This window comes from Lactobacillus kullabergensis (genome assembly GCF_000967195.1).
In the GTDB taxonomy this organism is placed as follows: Bacteria; Bacillota; Bacilli; order Lactobacillales; family Lactobacillaceae; genus Lactobacillus; species Lactobacillus kullabergensis.
Map to the genome: position 1 here is coordinate 301,680 of NZ_KQ033871.1, position 21,684 is coordinate 323,363.

A 21,684-nucleotide genomic window follows, 5' to 3' on the forward strand; every position below is an offset into this window, starting at 1 on the left:
CCGTAATTATTACTGATATGGTTTTTTATGTTGCTAACTTTAACTACAAACACGTAGAAAGAAAATTAATTATTATAAAAACTATTAACATAAAAAGATATAAAAATTCCGAGAATCATGGCATTATTTCTCCTTATTAATAGGAGGTTGATTTAAATGAAAAAAGAAATTAGATCAAGTAAATGGGCTTTTCTTTTATATAAAGATAGTGCTCCAAAAGACTATTTTAATAAATTGGAAGGGTTACATGTACCATTTATTTTAAGTCCTTGGCATGATAAGGATATTAATTCCAAAACAGGTTAAATTAAAAAAGCTCATAAGCATGGGGCGTTTTACTTTGACTATTTAAAAAAGCTATTCGCAGGTATCTGAAATGGTAAAAGGTGTTTTAAATGGTCCAGCACATGTTGAGGTAATAATGTCGCCTAAGGGCATGTACGATTATTTTACTCATGCAGATAACCCTGATAAAACGCCGTATGATATTAACGACATTGAAAGTGGCGCAGGATTTGATTTGGAAAAATTTTTAATTGATCAGGATCCAGAAGATTTTGTTAATGGGCTAATTTTAAATAATTCAAAGCCTTTCAAATAAATCCTAATATGACAGCATTTGAAAGGTTTTTATTTCTTAATTATATGAATAAATATAGATAATTAGATAAAAACTTTAAGATAATCTAGAAATGTTTTGCGTATATAAAGTTAGAATAAAAACTGTTTCAATTATTAAATTTAACCTATATAAATGACATGTACACAAAGAACATGTATAATTTAATAGATATAGGAATTAAGAATGATATGTAATTTTGCAGATAAAGAGACTGAGAAGATATATGATGGGAACTTTTCCAAAAAATTGCCAGAGTCAATACAACGAATAGCTTTACGCAAATTGATGATGATAGATGCAGCTAATAATTTAAATGATTTAAGAGTGCCACCTGCTAATCATCTTGAACGCTTGAGTGGTAATAGAGCCGGACAGTATAGTATTAGAATTAATAAAGAATAGCGAATCTGCTTTTTTGTTAAGAAGCAAAGTATTTTTACAAATGTAGAAATTGTTAATTATCACTAATTAGGAGTTTAATAAAATGGCTAAAATTTCAACACCCACAATTGGAGAAATATTAAAGGAAGAATTTATGAAGCCGCTACAAATTTCAGCATATAAGCTAGCAAAATTAATAGGTGTGCCAACTTCAAGAATTCAAAATATATTGCACGACAGAATTGGAATAACAGTAGATACTTCTATTAGATTAGGAAGAATATTTGGAATGAGTGACAAATATTTTCTAAATTTGCAGGAAGATATAGATTTTCGTAATGCTAAGGCAAAAAAAGGTAAAGAGTACGATCAAATTAAAAGGTATCAATCTGCACTATGAAATATTATTAGTATTAATAAATTCGTAAAAATAAACAGCACAGTTTAAACTCTCGATATGTAGGTGAACTCTTTGAACTATATAAGTCCTTTTGCTGACTGATAATGAAACAATTAAAATCACATGATAATTTATTTTTGACTAGTTTTAAGTTGAAATTTACAAATTTCCGTTGACAGCGCTTTCTATACGTGTAATAATTAATATCAAATATGGATTGTTACTCCAAAAGAGGCATTACCATTTATAAAGTTTTTGAAACTTTTATGGTATGCATTCTTTTGGAGTTTTTTTGTTTTGTGGAGGTGAGAAATTGAGAGTTATTAAAAAAATTAATAACAATGTAGCTATTTGTATTGATAACAGCGGTAAAGAACTAGTAGCCTTTGGTAATGGAATAGGATTTCCAAAAACACCGTATAATTTAACAAACTTATCAAAAGTTGAAAGAACTTTTTATGGTGTAAGCCCAGAGTATATGGGATTGCTATCAGAAATTCCATTGTCTGTCTTTAGTATTTCTGCTCAAATTGTAGATTATTCTACTACGCTAATTACCAGTAAAATGAGTCCAAATATAGTTTTTACTTTAAGTGATCATATCAATTTTATGATTAAAAGGTACAAAAAGCATTTGAGTGTCCCTATACCAGAGCTAAATAATTTAAATTATTTATATCCAGATGAGTTTAGAGTTGGTCGTTTTGGTTTGAAGCTTATTAATGAAGAATTAAATTTACATTTAAAAAAAGGTGAGATAGTCGGCATTGCATTACATTTCATTAATGCTGAAGAAGAGAGACCCGAAAAAAAGTCAGTATCTGAATCACAAATTTTAAGTGATTGCTTGGATATAATAGAACATTTTTATAAGATCCATATTTCAAGAAATGGGTTCAACTATAGTCGGTTTAGTACGCATCTACAATTTTTAATGAAAAGGTTGCAGGATGGTTCTAAGTTATATAGTAAGAATTCTGAGTTATTAAAACCGCTTAAAAGCAAGTATCCAAAAGCCTATGAATGTTCGTTACTAATAGAGCAAAAATTAGAAAAAAGTTTTGATACAAAACTTTCTGAGGAAGAGATAGTTTACTTAATTTTGCATATTAATAGATTACAGGTAAGAGAAAAAAATAATAAAGAACTTAATAAGTGAAAGGAAAAATATGATTAAAAAATATGAGAATCTTATAAATAATATAATTGATTTGATGGGCGGGAAGGAAAATATTACATTTTTTACCCATTGTGTTACTAGGCTAAGGTTTAATGTTAAAGATAGGTCAAGAGTTGAAATAGAAAAAATTAAAAAACTTCCAGGTTCATTAGGCGTACAATGGCAAAATGGACAATTTCAGGTAATTATAGGACAAGATGTTGATAAAGTTTATAAGGAAATTACTGAAAAATACAATTTAGCAAAACAAAAACCACTCTCTGAGAATCTAGATAGAGAAACTAAAAATAATCAGAAGAAAAATTTACAATACTTTATTGATAAAATCTTTGATAGTTTATCTGGCTCTTTAACACCTTTAATACCAGCACTCATTGGTTGTGGAATGATAAAAATCATACTCATTGTAATGGATATGTTCAAAATATCCCATAACTTTGGTGTATATCAATTACTTACTTTTGTCGGTGATACAGGCTTTTATTTTTTACCTATAATGGTAGGTGCATTTGCTGCAAAAAAGTTAGGCCTGAACATGTCACTTGGTATGATTTTAGGTGGTATGCTCATTTATCCAGATTTTGTTAAGCTCGTTTCTAGTGGAAAATCATTAAATTTTTTGGGAATACCTGTATACGGTGCTACATATACAAGTACAATTTTCCCAGTTATTTTAGCGGTTGCAGTTGCTTCACCAATTGAAAGGTTCTTTTCTAACCACACTCCAGAAATTCTGCGTTCAGTACTAGAACCTCTATTAACAATTTTGGTTATGATACCTTTGACATATTGCCTAATAGGGCCTATTGGTTCATACCTTGGTCAATATTTGAGTGCTGCAGTTCTTTGGACATACCACACTATTGGATTTTTGGGAGTAGCAATATTTGCCGCCATAATGCCGTTTGTAATTATGACTGGCATGCATGGTGCTTTTATGCCTTATCTCATGCAAATGCTGACTGTAGCACCAAAATATGAGCCTATATTTTATCCTGCTTTAATTATTTCAAATATAGATCAAGGTATTGCTGCGCTGGCAGTAGCTTTGAAAAGCAAAAATATAGACAAAAAATCTATTGCCTTTTCAACTGCTTTTACAGCTATCATTGCTGGGGTTACTGAACCAGCTATGTATGGTATTAATTTAAAATATAAAACTCCTATGTATGGAGCAATGATAGGATCAGCAGTAGGAGGATGTGTAGCAGGTTTATTTCATTCAGCAATATATGCTTTTGCTGGAGTCTCGTCTATTATTACTTTGCCTCTATTTATTAATCCTAATAATTACGGTAACTTGGTTTCTATGTGTGTGGCTATAATAATCGGTGCGGTAGTTACTTTCATAGCAACTTGGTTTCTTTATAAAGAGTAAATGAAATATAAAAGAAAGAGATGTGCAAGATTAAATGAGTTTTAGTAAAGATTTTCTTTGGGGCGGTGCAACTGCTGCAAATCAAGTGGAAGGTGCATTTGATGAAGAGGGGAAAGGACTATCACAAGCTGACATGTTAACGGCAGGTAGTAACACAATTCCACGCAGGATTGATGAGCAATTAATTGAAGGGACTTATTATCCTAGCCACAAAGCTACAGATTTTTTTCATCATTATAAAGAAGATATAAAGCTAATGTCTGAAATAGGCTTTAAAGCCTATAGAATGTCAATATCCTGGACACGTATTTTTCCTACAGGAGAAGAAGAAGAGCCAAATAAACGTGGATTAGAATTTTACGATTCAGTTTTTGATGAATTGAGAAAATATGATATTGAACCTATAGTTACACTTTCACATTATGAAATGCCACTAAATCTAGTTAAAAAATACAATGGCTGGGCCAGTAGAAAAGTAATAAAGTATTTTTTAAATTATGCTAAGACAGTGTTTGAAAGATATAAAGGTATGGTAAAGTATTGGATTACTTTTAATGAAATTAATTGTGGCACATTGCCTATAGGCAATTATACTTCATTAGGCATTAAAAATTCTAAAACTAAAAATTTACTTAATCAAGAAGATATTCCACAGATTCGTTTTCAAGCTCTTCATCACCAATTAGTTGCAAGTGCACTCGCAGTCAAATTAGGACACACAATTTATAAAGGGAACAAAATAGGAAATATGATTGCAATGATGCCAGTTTATGCTTTAACAAGTGATCCGAAGGATCAACTAAAAGCTCAAAAGCAATGGCAATTAAAGCAATGGTATTGTGCTGATGTGCAGTGTCGTGGAGAATATGGAAAGTATTGCATCCCTTTTTGGAAAGAAAAAAATATTAATTTAAAAATAACTTTGGAAGATAAAAAAATTCTAAAGGAAAATACAGTTGACTTTTTTAGTTTATCGTATTATCAAACGAATTGTGTTACTACTCATGAAAGTGCTAAAGCTTCAGGAAATTTACTGGGAGGTTCAAGAAATCCATATTTAAAAGCAAACGAATGGGGATGGCAAATTGATCCAGATGGGCTACGCTTTACGTTGAATGAGATTTATGATCGTTATGGATTGCCTATTATAATTGTGGAAAATGGATTAGGTGCAAAAGATAAGCTGAATGAAGATAAAACAATACATGATCAATATCGTATTGAATATTTAAAAAAGCATATTAAGTCAATGAAAGATACAATTGAAAAAGATAATGTTGATCTTTTTGGATACACAATGTGGGGATGTATTGATCTAGTTTCAGCTTCTACCGGTGAAATGTCAAAAAGGTATGGCCTTATATATGTTGATAGTGATGATAAGGGACAGGGAACATTTAAGAGATATAGGAAAGATAGTTTTTATTGGTTTAAAAATTTAATCAGGAATAATGGAAATGGTGTTGAATAATGGATCTATTTAAAATTTTTGAAAGAAAAAATAAAATATTACCTTTAAATGCATCTGATGAAGATATTGTTGCTATGGCAGATGGTACAATGTTTGATGTTACAAAAGTAAGTGACCCCATTTTTGCAAATCAAACATTAGGTAACTCTGTAGCTTTTAAATATCCAAAAAAGCAAATAACTATTTGTTCTCCTGCTAATGGAATACTTACTACTCTCTTTCCTACCGGTCATGCTTTTGGCATTAAAACAAATATGGGGATAGAAATTTTAATACATATAGGTATTAATACAGTTAATGCTAACGGAAATGGGTTTAGCTTTGGTAAATTTCGTCAAGGAGACAAAGTAAAGTCTGGAGACCCTATAGTTACGGTTAATGTAAAAAAATTAAGTAATTATTTTGACATGAGTACCATATTAATAATTACAAAGACTAATAATAAAAAGATTGATTTCATTCCATTTCAAAAAGTCAGAAAAGGTCAACTAATAATTCATAAATAATACTTAGAAAATAATTAAACCGTTATGTATATTTAAGCTACATTTTATTGGAAACATACTAAAACATTGGTAATTGATAAAATATAATATCATAATATCATATCTCGATTTTGTCTACTTAATACAGCATTTGTAAATTCTTGTTTTTTTAACAACATATTTTTTAAATCACTTTGAGATATTTCTAGATGAAAGATCTTTTCATTTAACTTGTAAATAAAACTAAGTTTTTGTCCTTTATTTATTAAATTAGTAAAAAAGTTATCAGAAATTTGATCATTAGTAAATGCAAGTATGAATTCTTTAGAAGTTTTTGGGGACACATTAATTGGAACAGAATCTCAAAATGCAGCTAAGCAATGTCTGTCACCAGCAACTGAACTTGAAGTAAATAAAACTGGATACAAAGTTGAATCAATAAAGTTTTTATTATTTGCTAGGCAAAATTTGGTCAAAGCAACTGGTGAAGAAGACATATTAGAGACTACTATGCAAAGATTAAGCTGGTTTGCTATGGGATATAACCACTTTATTTTGATAGATGGAGTTTTATGTTTGTCAATCCAAATATTGATTGTTGAATAAAGACCAAGTGTTAATGAAAGAATTTGCGAAATAATTGATACGGTTTGCCAGAAGTTCATGTTCTAAAACCTTTCTATGAATTTGTTAAATAAATTAATTTTTATAATAATTATAAACTAAATATATTTCTATCTTTTTAAACATGATGACGAATGAGATTATATCTACTATAATTTGCTTATACGTTTTTGCAGTATGGTGGAGTAGTAGGCATTTATGCAACAAAAACAAACTTTTTCAGATAAAGTTTTTCAATTTGATCAGGAATTAGGTAATGTAAAAATTAATTTACCTGAACCATATAAAATAATTAATCCTTATAGTGGCAGAAATAAAAAACAAGTTTTACAAATGATCCAAATTTTCTATCACAAATATTTCAATGACATTAACAAGCGGCGCTTAATATTAGGCAGCTCACCTGCAAGAAGAGGTTCTGCAATAACAGGAGTTCCTTTTGAAGATGCTTCAAATCTCCAAAAAGAAACAGGAATTTCAATAGCAAACTTTCATGTTAGTAGTGCAGCTTCTAATTTTTTGAATAAAGTCATAGATGAATACGGTGGAAGGACCAAGTTTTATCAAGATTTTTACCTCAATTTTGTTTGTCCCATGGGTATTTGCAAGATCAATTCCAAGGGCAACCAAGTAAATTGCAATTATTATGAAAACAAGCGAGTTGAAGAAATACTAACTTTTTTAATAATTTCTGCACTTAAAAAGCAAATTAATTTTGGAATTGATACTTCCGTTTGTTACTGCATTGGGAGTGGTCAAAATTATCAAGAACTGAGCAAAATTAATAAAAAGTGGCGCTTTTTTCAAAAAATAGTTCCACTTGAGCATCCGCGTTTCATTACACAATATCATCCTGAAGAAAAAGAGAAATATTTGCATAAATACCTGGGTGCTTTGATGTGTAAATAATAAGTGTTAGTTTAAAAAAATAAGTGAGGTCAGTAATTTATGTCCGAAGTAATTCTTAAAAAAGCAAGAAAAATTTATCAAATGTACCAAAATGGCGATTTGGGTGATACTACTTTACCTGAAGATAGCAACCCGCACCTAGATCCAAGTACCAATGAAAATGCGCTCTTTTTTACATTGCCTATGGCTTTAAATTATCAGAGAAATTCCTATACTTTGTGGGAAAGTGCCTTGAAGACATATGAAGATCCCGAAACTAGTTTTGTTTTTATACCGGCAAAAGTGATTACTGCTGGGTATGATTCAGTACAAAAAGCTTTGACTAAGTATCGGCTTGCTTTGCAAAAGAACAAGCAAACAGATATTTGGCTTAAATTATGTCAGACATTTACAGAGCTTTCTGATGGTAGTGTTATTAAATTCGCTAACAACTTGGATAATGATGTGAATAAAATAAGGCATTTTATGCAAAAAGATGCTAAGAAAAAGTTTCCTTACTTGTCTGGTAATAAGCTTTGTAACTATTGGCTCTATGTTCTCAGTAAATACACTGCTATTCCCTTAAAAAACACTAATAATATTTATATTGCTGCAGACAGGCATGTAATCAGAGCAAGTTATAAATTAGGTTTAATTACTAAAGAACAAATGGAAAGTTCTAAAGTGCAAACTTATGTGATTAGTGCTTGGGCAAAAGAACTGCAGGGAACAGAATTTGTGCCAACCGACTTGCAAAATCCATTGTGGTTATGGAGCCGGAATGATTTTAAAGATTTGGATTCTTGCAATTGAGAGTAAAAGTAATTACATAAAAGAACTAAACCTAAAAAAGATTAAATAAATTGCTAAAATAAAAAACCATTCAAAATAATTCTTAATGAAGTTGTATTTGAATGGTTTTTAATTGTACTCTTATAAGCTTAAAGTACTTGTTAATAAAAATAATTATTGTTTTCAAAGATAGTGCCGCAACTAATCTTGTGTGTATAATAATTTATAAAACATTGCCCTGCCTGCTCTTTCCCAAATTCTTAGGAGAATGCTGTTGTCTTAACAAACTGTAAGTATATTTTTGTATAAAAAGCAACTTAACTAGCTGTTAATTGAACAACATAGTGTCTATTATAATTTTTATTATATTATCATTTATAGAGCGTTTTTCATATTTAAGAAGATTTACTTTGTTAAAGAATAATTTGGCAATTAGTAAACAATTTTTATGCTATTTTTGGATGCGTAATCTAATATTCTTTTTTGAGGCTTTTTATCAGTAATTAGAATGTCAAAATTAGCTAACGTTCCAAATTTAATAAAATCTTGTTTTCCAAATTTTGTGGAATCAAGTAACAAAATACTTTTTCGAGAATTTTCAATCATTTTAGCTCGAATATTTGCTTGATCTTGATCTGTAATATATATATCCGTTCCTTTTATACCACCAAATGACATAATTGCTAGATTTGCATGATATTTTTCAATTTGCACAAATGTTTCAGTTCCGACAGAACTGCCCACATAAGTAGGTACACTTCCTCCTAGAAAGAAAAGTCTAATATTAGGCATAGTATTAATTTTATTTGCAAGAGTCAAACCATTTGTTATAACTGTTAAATTTTGTTTTTTTAAAAGAAAATCTGGCAAACTGTAAACTGTTGAACTGGAATCAAGAAATAAAGCAAAGTTATCTTCGACAAAGTTTGCAGCTTTTTTACATATTAATCTCTTTTTTGATTGATTACTCTGATTTCGATAAAGGTACGGAAATTCAATGTTTGAATTTTGCAAAAGATAGACTTGCCCAAATTCTCTTTTTATCAGGTTGTTTTTTTCTAAGTATATTAAGTCACGTCGTAAAGTAGACTGACTTAAAAATAGCCTATTCTGCATGTCAGTGACATGCATTTTTTTATTTTTTTCTAAAAGATTCATAATGTCTTTTAAACGTTCATTTCGGTACATATTGTTAAACATCCTCCTTCAAAGAAACATATTTTGAATAATATTATTCAATAATAATGAATTATTTTCAATATCATTGAATACCATTTTAATAGCTTTAATTACTTGTATAATTTAATTGTAAGCGGTATACAGCTTAACAAAAAAATAATTCAATTTTTTTTGAGGAGTTAAAAAAGTGATTTATACTATTACGCTAAATCCAGCGATTGATAATATTATCAAAATAAAAGATAAATTAGTGAGCGGGAGGAATAATAGAATTGCAAAAAAATATAGTGATGTTGGTGGCAAAGGAACACATGTTTCAATAGCTTTAAGTTTATTAAATGAGCCAAATATATGTACTGGTATAACTGGAAAAACAAACTATTCTCAACTTAGTTTGCTACTGGAAAAATATGGTATTAAGGGACACTTTCAAGTTGTTGTTAATCAATCAGTTAGGCAAAACTTTGTTATTACTAATACTGAAGGTAACAGTAGCTATTTAATTACAGAATACGGATTTTCACTGACTAAAAAAGTTATTGATAATTTATTTGACAATGAATTATTAGAAATGGGGAAAGATGATTATGCGGTAATTTCAGGTAATCCTAGTTTAAATACTAATATGACAACTTTCAAATATTTTTTAAAGAAATTACAAGATAGTCAGGCAAAAATAATTGCAGATGTTTCAGGTAAATTTCTTGCTGAAATTTTAAAAACAAAAGTGTTTTTAATAAAACCTAACGAATTTGAATTCTCAGAAATCGTTTCAAAAAAGGTTCATACATCAGATGAATGTCTAAAAGCATATCAAGAAAATAAAAAGCTACTAGAAAATGTTACTAATTTGGCAATTACTTTGGGAAATAGAGGCAGTATTTTGATTGCCGATGGAAGGGCATACTATTTAAATCCAGCTCAAATAACAACGGTCAATGATACTGGAAGTGGGGATGCCTATTTATCGGGATTAATTTATGGCTTTGTTCGTAAAATGTCTTTGCATAGGACAGGTGTATTGGCAACTGCTTTAGGAGCAGCTAAAGCAGAAAAAAATTCCAGTTCAGGTTTTGATGTTAATCGTGTAAAAGAATTAGTTAACGAAATTAAATATAAAAGGATAGGGTAAAAATTATGTTGTACTTTAATGAAAGAAAAAAACTTGCAAAATTTGCTAAAACATTGTTTGACAGAAAGGAAACAAATTCTGCAGGTGGCAATATAAGTGAAAAAATAAATGAAGATCATTTTATTATGACTCCAACATTAATGTCTGAAAATTTTCATGCTGATTTACGACCAGACCAAATTTTGGTAGTGGATAAAAATGAGAATATTGTGGAGGGTGACGGAGAGCTAACTCGGGAAATTAACATGCATATGGCTTGCTATAGAACAAATCCAAAGATTGGTGCCGTATTACATGCTCACGCTTTAGAATCAATGACTTTTGCCACAATAGGTATCGATATGCCTAATCTTACGGAGGCAACTCAAAAGTTGGGTAGAATTAAGTGTTTACCATATAAAAAAGGTTGTAGTCAGGAATTAGCAGACCAAATTGGAAAAGAAGTAAAAGAAGACATGCAAATTCCAAAAGCATATTTAATTAATAAGCATGGTATTTTAGTTGTTGACTCAACCTTAGAAAAAGTGTTTGATCAGGCTGAAAGGTTAGAGTGGAATGCCAAAATTGCTAAGGAAGCATTTGCTTATAAAAAACTAAAGTCAATTTCTTAAATCATAAAAAATAAGTTTTCAACTCGAAAAATAATTGATTTAGCTAAATCGAATTTACCAAATAATAGTATGAATCGGAGGAGTGAGAATGACAGATATCGACTATAACGAAATGATACATTCAGATACTATTTTTTTGAATTTACATGCTGAAAATAGAAATGCTTTATTTAATACTATAGCTTCAAGATTAAGAAGCCTGAAATATGTAAATGATTCATATTTATCAGCTCTAGAAAAACGAGAAGATGAATTTCCAACAGGTTTAATTTCTAAATATCTAACAATAGCATTACCACATGCTGATCCTATTAATGTAAATAAACCATTCCTTGCGATCGCAAAAAATTATAAAACCATTGATATGCGTCAAATGGGTAATAATGAAAAAATAGCAACAAAATATTTTTTCTTTTTGGGAATTACGAATCCTTCTTACCAAGTAATTTTATTAAAAAAATTTGTTGAGCTCCTAAGGGATAAAAATTTCTGTGATAATTTTAAAAGGCAAAAGTCTTGTGACGAAATGTATGAGTTTTTAAAAAGATCATTTTTATAAAAAAGTAATAGAAAGTAGGGATAATTATGGCCAGTATAGTTGTTGCGTGTGGTAGCGGTGTGGCTACTAGTGAAACGGTTGTTGGTATTATTAATGATTTTTTAGATCAACATAATATTTCTGGTGTAAATGTTGAAGCAACAGATTTCAAGCAATTAGCGGATGTTTTACCGAAATATGATATTTACGTATGGGTAGCTAAACCAACTGAACAAATTAAGAAAATATGTGAAAATAATAATATTGTTGATGTAAATGGAGTCAATATTCTAACTGGCAATAATGAAGAGGACTCTTATAAAAAATTGATTTGGGGACTTGAAAATTTAAAAAATAGGTTATAGGTGAAATAAAATGCAAATTTTAGCAAATACAGTTCAATGGGTTTTAAGACTAGGATCTAATGTTTTTGTTCCATTTATAATGTTCATCCTAGGTTTAGTAGCTGGTTTAAAAGTAAAAAAATCTTTTGTTGCAGCCTTAACTTTAGGTGTAGCTTTTACTGGAATGACTTTAGTAGTAAATTACATGCAAAGTATAATAACTCCGGCTGGGAAGGCTATGTCAAAAGCTTTGCATGTTACATTAAATGCAACTGATTTAGGTTGGACTGGTACAGCGGCTATTACATGGACTTCGAAAATAGCATTTGTATTCTTCCCAATTTTATTAATTGTTAATTTTATAATGCTAGCATTTAAATTAACTAAAACCTTAAATGTTGATATGTGGAATGTTTGGAACAAAATTTTTACATATATACTTGTTTATTTCATGACAGGTAATATGGTATTTGGCTTTATAGTATCTATTTTGCAAATAGTACTTGAATTAAAAGCAGGAGATATGTGGCAAAGACATATACAAGATCTGACAGGGATGCCTGGGGTAACTGTACCACACATAATTACTATGTTCGCTGTACTTTTAAATCCCCTAAATAAACTGCTAGATTTTATTCCAATTTTCAATAAACCATTTGATGCCGAACATATTCAGAAAAAACTGGGTATGTGGGGTAGAAATGATGTAATGGGCTTTTTTATAGGAATTTTACTTGGCTTTGGTGCTGGATATGGTCTTTCTAAATCACTAACTCTAGGTGTTGAAGCTGCTGCGTCCATGGCTTTATTTCCAATGATTTCTAAGTTATTTATGGAAGCATTGAATCCCATTGCAACAGCAATGAGTAATTTCATGAAAAAACACTTTAAAGGTCGCCAGATAATTATAGGAGTTGATTGGCCAATATTAGCGGGTAGAAGCGAACTATGGGTAACTTTAATCATTCTGGTACCTGTAGAATTAATTTTTGCAATGATTTTGCCTAAAAATAATGTCCTACCATTTGCAGGAATCCTTAATCTATCGTCTGTTGTAGCTGCCTTATTATTGACTGGCGCAAATTTACTTAGAATGATTGTTTTGGGAATTATAACTACACCAGTGTTCTTATACGCAGGTACTTATTTTGCACCAATGATTACAAAACTGGCTAAAACTACACACGCAGTTTCTGTACCGGCTGGTTCTCAAATTTCATGGTCAACAATGGAAGGCGCAGATTTTAAATTTTTCTTTGGACAAGCTTTTAATGGAAAATGGTGGGCAATAATTGGAGCAATTATTTATTTACTAGGTTTTGTTTGGTTATACCAAACTGTAATTAAAAGTAAATTACCAAGTCAAAAATATGCTCAAACTGTTTCTCCAATGGAAGTTTCTGAACCTATCACAAATGATTACGATTCAGGCAAGATTAACTTATCGGATCTCGATGGAGAAGACTTTAGTAGTACTTCATTAAAAACCCAAAAAACATTTTCAAGTAAAATTTATAAAGAAATTGATTTAAATGATTTGAATAATGAAGATTTTAGCGGGATACATAAATGATTTTATTTAAAAAAATATTGTGGTATGTAGCGCTTGTCCTTGATATATTATTGCTTATATATTCAATTGTAGTATCAAACATATTTCTAATGCTTTTTGTTATATTGTTTGCGACTATAATTAATTTTAAAGGCAATAAACTAATGTTTCCTAATTTTAATAATCATTTTAAAAAGAAATAATTATGAATTTATAGCATAATTAATATGTGGGTTCAATTTTTACTATTAAAAGCAATAAGGATTATCACTCATTATTGTTTAAAAAAGGAAGCAACTCACAACTGAAGCGACCCTTCAGAAATCAGGATAATTTAATTGTTCATAATTGAGGGCTAACTGCCAGTATTCAATTGTAGTTAGCCCTTTTCGTATGTTTTTGATTCTTTTCTAATCCTAATAGCTGATTACATTTTCTAACTTTGTCATGCTTTTAAAATATTTTTCAGAGATAAAAATATGACTCGATTAGATCGGAATAGTGAATCCGAATTCAGTTTATTCTTCAAATAATATGCTTTCTGGTAATACATCTTTAACTGAAATTAATCTCACAGGCTGGAGAATAAAACTGTCTGTTGATATTTTTAATTGTCTTAACGGTGCAAAGGTCAAAATTAATAGTTTTGAAAAAGAAGATGAAGATGACAATTAGATTGTAGATAAAGTCGTTTTACATATATAAAATATTTTAAACAAAAACCTTTCAAAACCTTTCAAAACAATTCTTGACGAATTTGTATTTGAAAGGTTTTATTTTGCAACTAACTTTATATAGATTAAAGAGTCTTACGCATAGTAGTCAATGATTGCTTTCAATATTTTTGCAGCGTCAGGGTTGCCCGTGGCTTCTTCATAATATTTGCTAAAACGTGGGTCACACACATACATTTGGGCGAGATTCTTGTGCGCCTCTGCCGAATATTGGCCTTTAGGCCAAATTGTCAGTAAATATTCTTTATGTAAGTCGAAAAGGTGCTTGTCAGCAGCTTGTTTGACACCAGCAGTATTATCAAAGTTCTTTAGTTCAGTTAAAATTTCAGCACTTAGTTTTTTGAAATGTGATAATTCATCTGCAGATAAAGAATTGAACTTTTCATTACTAAGATCTATTTGAGCGTCACCATATTTTTTCCTAATTTCCCTACCGTATTGTTTTTCATTTTTGCTAATTATTTCTGTTTTTAATGTGGCAAATTTTTCCGTGTCAGTCATTTGTGCTTCTCCCTTCATTGTTGCAAGTGTCTTGTCTAAGTTCCTAATCAAATCATCCAGATATTGCTCTCGAGCAACTAATTTGCCCCGCTGATTTCGTAAAACTTGATATTGAGTTTCCGATGAAGTCTGCATCACCTGTTTTATTTGTTCCAGTGGCAAGTCAAATAGCTTTAAAAATAGAATTTTTTGCAATTGATCAACTTCGCTTTCCTCATAATAGCGATAATTATTTTCGGGATTCCTGCGCGCTTTTAAAAGTCCCTGTTTATCGTAATAGCGTAAAGTTCGTGTTGAAATGCCAGCTAGTTTTGCTAGTTCATTGATAGAATACGACATGGTTAAACTCTCCTCACTTGCAAAATTAAGTATATTGGTTGACGCAGCGTCAAGGTCAAGAATAAATTGAAAACTAGCTTACCAATTAAAAACTGATGATAATTTTGGCTCATTAATGAAATGAGAAAGCACTGCTTGCATTATACAAAATAGCACAAAATGAATTTTAAGCTTTTTGTTTTCTTTCACTTAATATTAATTCTTCAAAATAACGAACTTTTATATCATTGTGTCGAATTTTTACCATGTAGAAAATTCGTTTTTTATATAATTTTTCCGCTAAAGAGGAAAAAAATTTATTAGAAGCTACTCTAGTAAACCTATATATTAACATTAAACGTAAGTTATTGTTGAGGAGGATAGTATATGTTAAGAATTTTATTAGCCTGCGGAATAGGCGCTTCAACAGGTTTTATGGCGGCAAATATGAGAAAAGTTGCAAAAAAGCAAAAGCTGGATGTTGAAATTCATGCAGTAAGTAAATCTCAAGTTATGGAATATGCTGACAAAATTGATGTTTTGCTTTTAGGCCCGCATTTTTCTTCAGAGGTACCTAAATATAGGGAAGAACTGAAAAATAATAATGTAATAGTTAGTTCAATAAATCCTGAGTATTATGCTTCTTTGGATGGAGAAAAGATTCTAGAAGCTGCCCTAAATTTAGCGAAAAATAAGAAATAGTTTTTAAACAATGAATTGGAGATTGAAAAATGAAAAGGATAGAAGATTGGATACAAAAACACTTAGTTCCAATTGTTAAAAAAATAAGTGATAACTTTTGGTTCAGCATTGTTGCGGATGCGGTATTATACATTGTTCCATTTTCAATGGTTAGTGCCATTCCAAGTTTGTGGTCAATCGTGAGAAAATTTTTACCTGGGTTGCCAGATATCACACCAATTAGTACATATTCTTTTGGCTTGATCGGACTATTTGTAGTATTTGTTATTCCATTTAATGCATTAGAAAAATTAGGTAGAAAAGATCGGGCTACAATTGCTGGCTTTACAGGTATGGGAACTTTCTTGCTATGTATGCATATGGTACAAAATCCACAAACAGGTATAGCTCAAATAAATATTAATAATCTTGGTGCACCTGGAATGTTTACAGCAATAGTAATTGGATTATTGGTTGCAATTATATACAAACTAATGGCCAAATTTTCATTTTTTAAAGATGATAGTCCCTTGCCCGATTTTGTAAAAAACTGGTTTGATAATATTATTGCAATAGTTGTTTGTCTATTTATTGGTTGGCTGTTGGTTGATGAATGTAATTTAAATATCTTTGCTTTAGTAACACTATTAATGAAACCTGTTACGGGATTTGCACAAAGTATTTGGGGTGTAATAACTATCACTCTTTTACAAAATGTATTTTACTTTTTTGGAGTTTCAGGCTGGGTATTTACTCCAGTAACTAGAACCATCACTCAGGCTGCTATTGCGGAAAATGCTGCAGCGCTAACTGCTGGACGTAAGATGACGAATATTTATTCGTTTGGATTTAGTCGATACACGATGATAGGTGGACAGGCTTGCACATTACCATTAGCACTAATGATGCTTTTTTCTAAGAGTAGAAAAAATAAAGTGTTGGGAAAGGCCACCATTTTGCCTTCGCTGTTTAATATAAACGAACCACTCTTTTATGGTACTGTTGTAAATAATCCATTTATGTTTATTCCAGTAGTATTAATCAGTATTGTAACCTCTGGATTATCATGGATAATAATGCATTTCGGCTTTGCTTCAATCAATCATGTTATGTTTGATATGTCTTTTGCACCTAATGTTGTATCTGCATATGTCATGAGTGGCGGTGATTGGAGAAATGTGATTCTAGTTTGTGTTAACTTTATAATAGCTGCATTAATATGGTATCCATTTTTTAAAGTTTCAGATAAGTTTGAATTAGAAAAAGAGCAGAAATTAGCAAAGGATAATGAGTGAGATGTCAAAAAAAGATATTAATTCAGTAGCTATGGAAGTAATTCTAGAAGCAGGAAATGGAGGAGACTTAATTAATAAAGCCTTATTAGAATTTTCAAAATTTGATTTTGCTAAAGCAGATGATTTATTAAATGAAGCAAGCCAAAACATTATCAAAGCACACAATGCACAAACTGAGATGATACAGAGTCAAGCCTCTGGTACAAATGTTGAGTATTCCCTGTTGTTTATACATGCACAAGATACTTTGATGACTATAAAAAGTAAATTAGATTTAGTTAAAGGTATAGAACCGACTATTCGTAATTTGTGGGGGAGAGAACGTAAAAATGAAAACAATAAACAATAAATTTCCTGAAAATTTTCTATGGGGTGGGGCAACTGCCGCTAATCAAATAGAAGGAGCGTGGAATCAAGGCGGAAGAGGACCCGCAACAAGTGACTATGCTAGACTAATTTCAGATAAAGTAAAAAAAGCGGAGGGAAATTTTGAGGATCATGTGCCTCATAATGCTGCTTCACTTGAAATGATTGAAAGTATGGATGAAAATCCTCAGAAATGGACTTTGCCCAAACGCTGGGGTATAGATTTTTATCATACTTATAAAGAAGATATTAGACTGATCGCCAAAATGGGTTTTAAGGTCTTTCGTATGAGTATTTCCTGGTCTAGAATTTTTCCAAATGGTGATGATCCAGTACCTAATGAAGAAGGCTTAGAATTTTACGATAAAGTTTTTGATGAATTACATGCTTATAAAATTGAACCGATGGTAACTATATGTCATTTTGACACACCAATGCACTTGGCCAAGAAATATCATGGATTTTTGAGTAGACATACAGTTGCTGCATTTGAAAATTATGCTGAAACAATTTTCAAAAGATATAAGGGTAAGGTTAAATATTGGATTACCTTTAATGAAATAAATAATATATTGTCTAACCCATTTACAAGTGCCGGAGTTATACTTTCAGGTGCTAAAAATCCAAATGACTGTAATCCCTATTTGGAACATTGGGAAGAAAAATTTCAAGCAGTTCATAATCAATTTGTAGCAAGTGCTTTGGCAGTAAAGAAATTGCATGAGATTGATACTAACGCCAAGATAGGAAATATGTTGTGTCGACTTGAAAATTATGCTGAGAGTACTAAACCAGAAGATAATCTTCAGTTGCTTTTTGAAGACTACTTTAATTGGTTTTTTACCGATGTTCAGGTAACTGGTAAATATCCTTACTTTATGAATCGTTTTTTTAAAGACAATGATATCAAAATTCAAACTAAGCCAGAAGACGAAGAAACTTTAAAAGAAGGCACTGTTGACTTTATTACAATTTCTTATTATATGAGCTATGTAATGCGGTATAAGGGAAAAGAAGTTGCAGAACCAACTGGACGTTTAGTATCTGATATTAAAAATCCTAACCTACCAAAAAGTGAGTGGGGATGGCCTATTGACCCGATTGGTTTGCGGATTACTCTTAATAAAATATATGACAGATATCATTTACCTATTTTTATTTCGGAAAATGGGCTTGGAGCAAAAGATAAAGTAGCGCCTAATGGAAAAATTTATGATGATTATCGGATAGATTATTTACAAAAACATGTTTACCAACTTAGTCAAGCTATTAAAGATGGAGTAAATGTTTTTGGATATGCATGGTGGGGACCAATAGATTTAATTTCATCAGGTACTTCCCAAATGACAAAAAGGTACGGAATGATATATGTAGATCAAAATGACTATGGTGAAGGTTCAAAAAAGCGAATTTTGAAAAAATCATTTTATTACTATAAAAAGTTGATAGATTCTAATGGAGAGGATTTAAATAACGATATTGATTATTAAATATTAAGATCTTACAAAAGGATGATTTTGATGACTTCTTCACGCGAAAAGAATCTTTTAAATATACTGACTGAAACGGAAGGCTGGGTGCCAGGTATCGTTCTTTCTAGAAGATTAGGTGTAACTACAAGAACAGTAAGAAATTATGTTAACAATTTAATCAAAAGTGGTAATAATATTTTATCTTCCAAAAATGGTTACTTGTTACAAAATACCTTAACTGAAAGGTCTCCAAAAAGTATCAAAGCTCGAGAAACTATTGTCTTATCGCAATTACTAACACAAAATGAAATAAATGTATTTGATCTTTCTGTAAGATTACTAGTTAGTGATAGTTTGATTTTGAATGAAATTATTCCCAAATTGAAAAGCTATGTTAAAAGATTTAATCTCAAAATTATCAATCAGAATTATAACTTACAATTGATAGGAGATGAGAAAGACAAAAGAAAATTGATTGGCTATATTGTTCAACGTAGTACATATGGCTATTCAAGTGCTATAGATGTTTTAAATGATTTATTTCCTCAAATTAATTTAAAGATTATTTCCAAGAAAATATATAGAATATGTCAACAAGAGGTTTACTATATAAACGATTATTCAAATAATAATTTAATGATTCATTTGCTAATAATGTATATACGGTTAAGCATGGGATGTTCACTTAAAAGTTTGAACGGATCAATTGATGACCATTTGAAAAAAGTTATAAAGGTAAACAAGCACATAGAAAATGTTTCCGAAAATATAATAAAAATGTTTGAAGACACTCTTCACAGAACAATTTCCATTCAAGATAAAAATCAAATTACCCTATTAATAATTCTAAGTTTTAATCATGCTAAAACACTTAAAATTCTGATAAATAAGGATTTTGTTATTAAAATTAAAACTATTTTAGACAAATTAGCTAACAAATATTTTATAAATAAATTTAACTCTGATTTTATAGATGATTTTATTTTTCATATCTTTATGGCTAAAGAGCGTGCCGAAAATAATTATTCATATCCTGATCCTATTGGAAATCAAGTAAAGCAAAATTTCTCTCTCATATATGATATGGCAGTTTTTTTTGCACAGGAATTTAGAAATGTCTTTTATCTTAATTTGAATGAAGATGAAATTTCTTTTATAGCTATTCATTTTGCAACTTATTTTTCTAAAAATACTATAATTCATAATAAAGTAAAATGTGCTTTAGTAAATGAAAACTATCATGACTCATCTGCTAACTTAAAAAATCAAATTTTAAATAAATTCGGTCAAAAAATAGAGATTACAAATTGTGTTTCAATAAATCAATTTTCGGAATTAAAAAACATAGAATTAATAATTTCCACTGAGAGTTTACCAAAAAAGAATAATATCTTTTCTGTAAAAGTTAACCAAATTTTGACGAACTATGATTTAGAAAAAATTGGAAAGGCATTAGAAAAAGTAAATAGCAAAGAAATTATAGAGAGCTTTTTGTCACCTAAGTTGTACTTTCATGTAAAGAAAAAATCTTTTAAAAGTCCAAAAAGCTGTATTGAGTTTATAGGGGACAAATGCTTTAAACTTGGTTATATTGATAAAAGTTACATTAATAATGTTCTCTTACGTGAAAAAATGTCGAGTACAGCATTCACTGATTCTTTAGCTATACCCCATGCCATAGAAGGATTTGCCAAAAAATCATTTATTGCAATACTTCAGAGTGACATTCCTATAGTTTGGGCAAATAAAAAGATAAATATAGTTATGTTGATAGGTTTAGCTGAGAGCGATATGGGAAATTTTAATGATGCTTTCAGTTTGATAGTAAAAGCGTTCCAATCTGAAGCAAATGTTAATAAATTGCTAAATGCAAACACTTTTAATGAATTTAAAAATCGGCTTTTAAATCTATAATTATAAAAACAAAGACCGTTACTTCAAAATGAAATAACGGTCTTTTTGTGCTTATTTAATTTACAACGTTTAATTTTTCACCATTTAGAAAAGCCTGCAGATTTTCAACGACAATACCCAGCAAACGATTGCGGGTTTCGCGTGGTGCCCAAGCAATATGAGGGGTGATATAGCAGTTTTTAGCAGAAAGAAGTGGACTGTCAGCAGGAATTGGCTCTTTTTGTGCAACATCAATTCCAGCTGCAGCAATCTTACCTTCCTTTAAAGCATCGGCAACGTCTTTTTCATTAATTAAACCGCCCCGAGCAGTATTAATTAAAATGACGCCATCTTTCATTTGACTAATTGCTTTTTGGTTTATCATTTCAGTGGTTGCCGGTGTTTGTGGTACGTGTAGGCTAATAATATCTGCTTGCTGATAAAGTTGATCAAGTTCAACCTGCCTAACGTAATCAGGTAAGCCCAGTTTAGGACGATGGTTCCAAAAAATCACATTCATAGAAAAGGCATGACCAATTTCTGCCACTTTTTTTGCTATATGACCGAAACCAATAAGTCCTAATGTTTTACCCTTCAATTCCATTAATGGCTTTGCCCAAAAAGTAAAATCAGGATTGCTGCTCCAGCGACCTTCATGGACTAATTTGTTATGTAAGCCAACTCGACTGGTAATTTCAAGTAGCAATGCAAAAGTAAATTGAGCAACTGCATCAGTACCATAAGTAGGAATATTAGTGACAGGGATGCCAGCTTCACGAGCTGCAGTCGTATCAACAATATTGTAACCGGTAGCAGTCACACTAATGTATTTAACGTTGGGAGCAGT

General features: G+C 30.5%; 23 protein-coding genes and 1 pseudogene. 21 read left to right on the plus strand and 3 right to left on the minus strand.

The features are described from left to right. Positions 1-156: 156 nt before the first annotated feature. The 10 genes and pseudogenes from JF76_RS01905 to JF76_RS01950 form a co-directional block, all read left to right on the plus strand. Positions 157-574, plus strand: a pseudogene (locus JF76_RS01905) (replication protein); the annotation flags it as partial. Between the two features lie 231 nt (positions 575-805). Continuing rightward, complete coding sequence (locus tag JF76_RS10385; protein ID WP_232347692.1) at positions 806-1,024, plus strand: type II toxin-antitoxin system RelE/ParE family toxin; 219 nt, start codon at positions 806-808, stop codon at positions 1,022-1,024. Between the two features lie 82 nt (positions 1,025-1,106). Further along, a complete protein-coding gene (locus JF76_RS01915; RefSeq protein ID WP_045927586.1) occupies positions 1,107-1,403 on the plus strand; it encodes a HigA family addiction module antitoxin in 297 nt (98 codons plus the stop codon). Positions 1,404-1,716: 313 nt separating this feature from the next. Further along, positions 1,717-2,562, plus strand: coding sequence for a PRD domain-containing protein (locus tag JF76_RS01920; protein ID WP_045927587.1), 846 nt, complete (start codon positions 1,717-1,719; stop codon positions 2,560-2,562). A 10-nt stretch (positions 2,563-2,572) separates the two neighbouring features. Next, the gene (locus tag JF76_RS01925) at positions 2,573-3,961 is read left to right on the plus strand and encodes a PTS transporter subunit EIIC (protein ID WP_045927588.1); all 1,389 of its coding nucleotides are present in this window, start codon (positions 2,573-2,575) and stop codon (positions 3,959-3,961) included. A 34-nt stretch (positions 3,962-3,995) separates the two neighbouring features. Beyond that, positions 3,996-5,432 (plus strand): glycoside hydrolase family 1 protein, encoded by a 1,437-nt coding sequence (locus JF76_RS01930; protein ID WP_045927589.1) that lies wholly within the window; start codon positions 3,996-3,998, stop codon positions 5,430-5,432. Then, on the plus strand, positions 5,432-5,938 hold the full coding sequence (locus tag JF76_RS01935) for a PTS sugar transporter subunit IIA (protein WP_045927590.1): 507 nt from the start codon (positions 5,432-5,434) through the stop codon (positions 5,936-5,938). The genes JF76_RS01930 and JF76_RS01935 overlap by 1 nt, the downstream gene beginning before the upstream one ends. A gap of 294 nt (positions 5,939-6,232) precedes the next feature. After that, positions 6,233-6,523 carry a hypothetical protein gene (locus JF76_RS01940; RefSeq protein ID WP_045927591.1) on the plus strand — a complete coding sequence of 97 codons (291 nt, stop codon included), beginning with the start codon at positions 6,233-6,235 and terminating at the stop codon, positions 6,521-6,523. Positions 6,524-6,739: 216 nt separating this feature from the next. Further along, positions 6,740-7,450: a uracil-DNA glycosylase family protein gene (locus JF76_RS01945; RefSeq protein WP_045927592.1), complete on the plus strand. Its 711-nt coding sequence runs from the start codon at positions 6,740-6,742 to the stop codon at positions 7,448-7,450. Positions 7,451-7,489: 39 nt separating this feature from the next. Beyond that, positions 7,490-8,242 (plus strand): hypothetical protein, encoded by a 753-nt coding sequence (locus JF76_RS01950; protein WP_045927593.1) that lies wholly within the window; start codon positions 7,490-7,492, stop codon positions 8,240-8,242. Positions 8,243-8,653: 411 nt separating this feature from the next. Here the strand turns inward: JF76_RS01950 and JF76_RS01955 are convergent, their stop codons facing one another. After that, the gene (locus JF76_RS01955) at positions 8,654-9,421 is read right to left on the minus strand and encodes a DeoR/GlpR family DNA-binding transcription regulator (protein ID WP_084600319.1); all 768 of its coding nucleotides are present in this window, start codon (positions 9,419-9,421) and stop codon (positions 8,654-8,656) included. A gap of 166 nt (positions 9,422-9,587) precedes the next feature. Between JF76_RS01955 and JF76_RS01960 the strand changes: the two genes are divergently transcribed. The 6 genes from JF76_RS01960 to JF76_RS10200 all read left to right on the plus strand — a co-directional run bounded on the left by JF76_RS01960 (position 9,588) and on the right by JF76_RS10200 (position 14,252). Then, the gene (locus JF76_RS01960; RefSeq protein ID WP_045927595.1) at positions 9,588-10,532 is read left to right on the plus strand and encodes a 1-phosphofructokinase family hexose kinase; all 945 of its coding nucleotides are present in this window, start codon (positions 9,588-9,590) and stop codon (positions 10,530-10,532) included. Positions 10,533-10,537: 5 nt separating this feature from the next. Next, positions 10,538-11,143, plus strand: coding sequence for a class II aldolase/adducin family protein (locus JF76_RS01965; protein ID WP_045927596.1), 606 nt, complete (start codon positions 10,538-10,540; stop codon positions 11,141-11,143). An 88-nt stretch (positions 11,144-11,231) separates the two neighbouring features. Further along, complete coding sequence (locus JF76_RS01970) at positions 11,232-11,702, plus strand: PTS sugar transporter subunit IIA (protein WP_045927597.1); 471 nt, start codon at positions 11,232-11,234, stop codon at positions 11,700-11,702. Between the two features lie 26 nt (positions 11,703-11,728). Next, positions 11,729-12,046: a PTS sugar transporter subunit IIB gene (locus JF76_RS01975; protein WP_045927598.1), complete on the plus strand. Its 318-nt coding sequence runs from the start codon at positions 11,729-11,731 to the stop codon at positions 12,044-12,046. A 10-nt stretch (positions 12,047-12,056) separates the two neighbouring features. Further along, positions 12,057-13,598, plus strand: a complete 1,542-nt coding sequence (locus JF76_RS01980; RefSeq protein WP_045927599.1) for a PTS galactitol transporter subunit IIC — start codon at positions 12,057-12,059, stop codon at positions 13,596-13,598. 480 nt (positions 13,599-14,078) lie between these two features. Then, the gene (locus JF76_RS10200) at positions 14,079-14,252 is read left to right on the plus strand and encodes a hypothetical protein (protein ID WP_156962741.1); all 174 of its coding nucleotides are present in this window, start codon (positions 14,079-14,081) and stop codon (positions 14,250-14,252) included. Positions 14,253-14,386: 134 nt separating this feature from the next. Here the strand turns inward: JF76_RS10200 and JF76_RS01990 are convergent, their stop codons facing one another. Then, positions 14,387-15,151 (minus strand): MerR family transcriptional regulator, encoded by a 765-nt coding sequence (locus JF76_RS01990; RefSeq protein ID WP_045927601.1) that lies wholly within the window; start codon positions 15,149-15,151, stop codon positions 14,387-14,389. 366 nt (positions 15,152-15,517) lie between these two features. Between JF76_RS01990 and JF76_RS01995 the strand changes: the two genes are divergently transcribed. The 5 genes from JF76_RS01995 to JF76_RS02015 are packed head-to-tail and all read left to right on the plus strand — an operon-like array spanning position 15,518 to position 20,858. Beyond that, a complete protein-coding gene (locus tag JF76_RS01995; protein WP_045927602.1) occupies positions 15,518-15,832 on the plus strand; it encodes a PTS sugar transporter subunit IIB in 315 nt (104 codons plus the stop codon). 29 nt (positions 15,833-15,861) lie between these two features. After that, positions 15,862-17,106 carry a PTS sugar transporter subunit IIC gene (locus tag JF76_RS02000; protein ID WP_045927603.1) on the plus strand — a complete coding sequence of 415 codons (1,245 nt, stop codon included), beginning with the start codon at positions 15,862-15,864 and terminating at the stop codon, positions 17,104-17,106. Between the two features lies 1 nt (position 17,107). Further along, positions 17,108-17,455, plus strand: a complete 348-nt coding sequence (locus JF76_RS02005; RefSeq protein WP_052697046.1) for a PTS sugar transporter subunit IIA — start codon at positions 17,108-17,110, stop codon at positions 17,453-17,455. Then, positions 17,436-18,962, plus strand: a complete 1,527-nt coding sequence (locus JF76_RS02010) for a glycoside hydrolase family 1 protein (protein WP_045927605.1) — start codon at positions 17,436-17,438, stop codon at positions 18,960-18,962. The genes JF76_RS02005 and JF76_RS02010 overlap by 20 nt, the downstream gene beginning before the upstream one ends. A 30-nt stretch (positions 18,963-18,992) precedes the next feature. Beyond that, complete coding sequence (locus tag JF76_RS02015; RefSeq protein WP_045927606.1) at positions 18,993-20,858, plus strand: BglG family transcription antiterminator; 1,866 nt, start codon at positions 18,993-18,995, stop codon at positions 20,856-20,858. Positions 20,859-20,913: 55 nt separating this feature from the next. On the opposite strand, the gene JF76_RS02020 is transcribed toward JF76_RS02015, so the two are convergent. After that, positions 20,914-21,684 (minus strand): D-2-hydroxyacid dehydrogenase (locus JF76_RS02020; protein WP_244267918.1); only part of this gene is annotated, 771 nt, incomplete at its 5' end.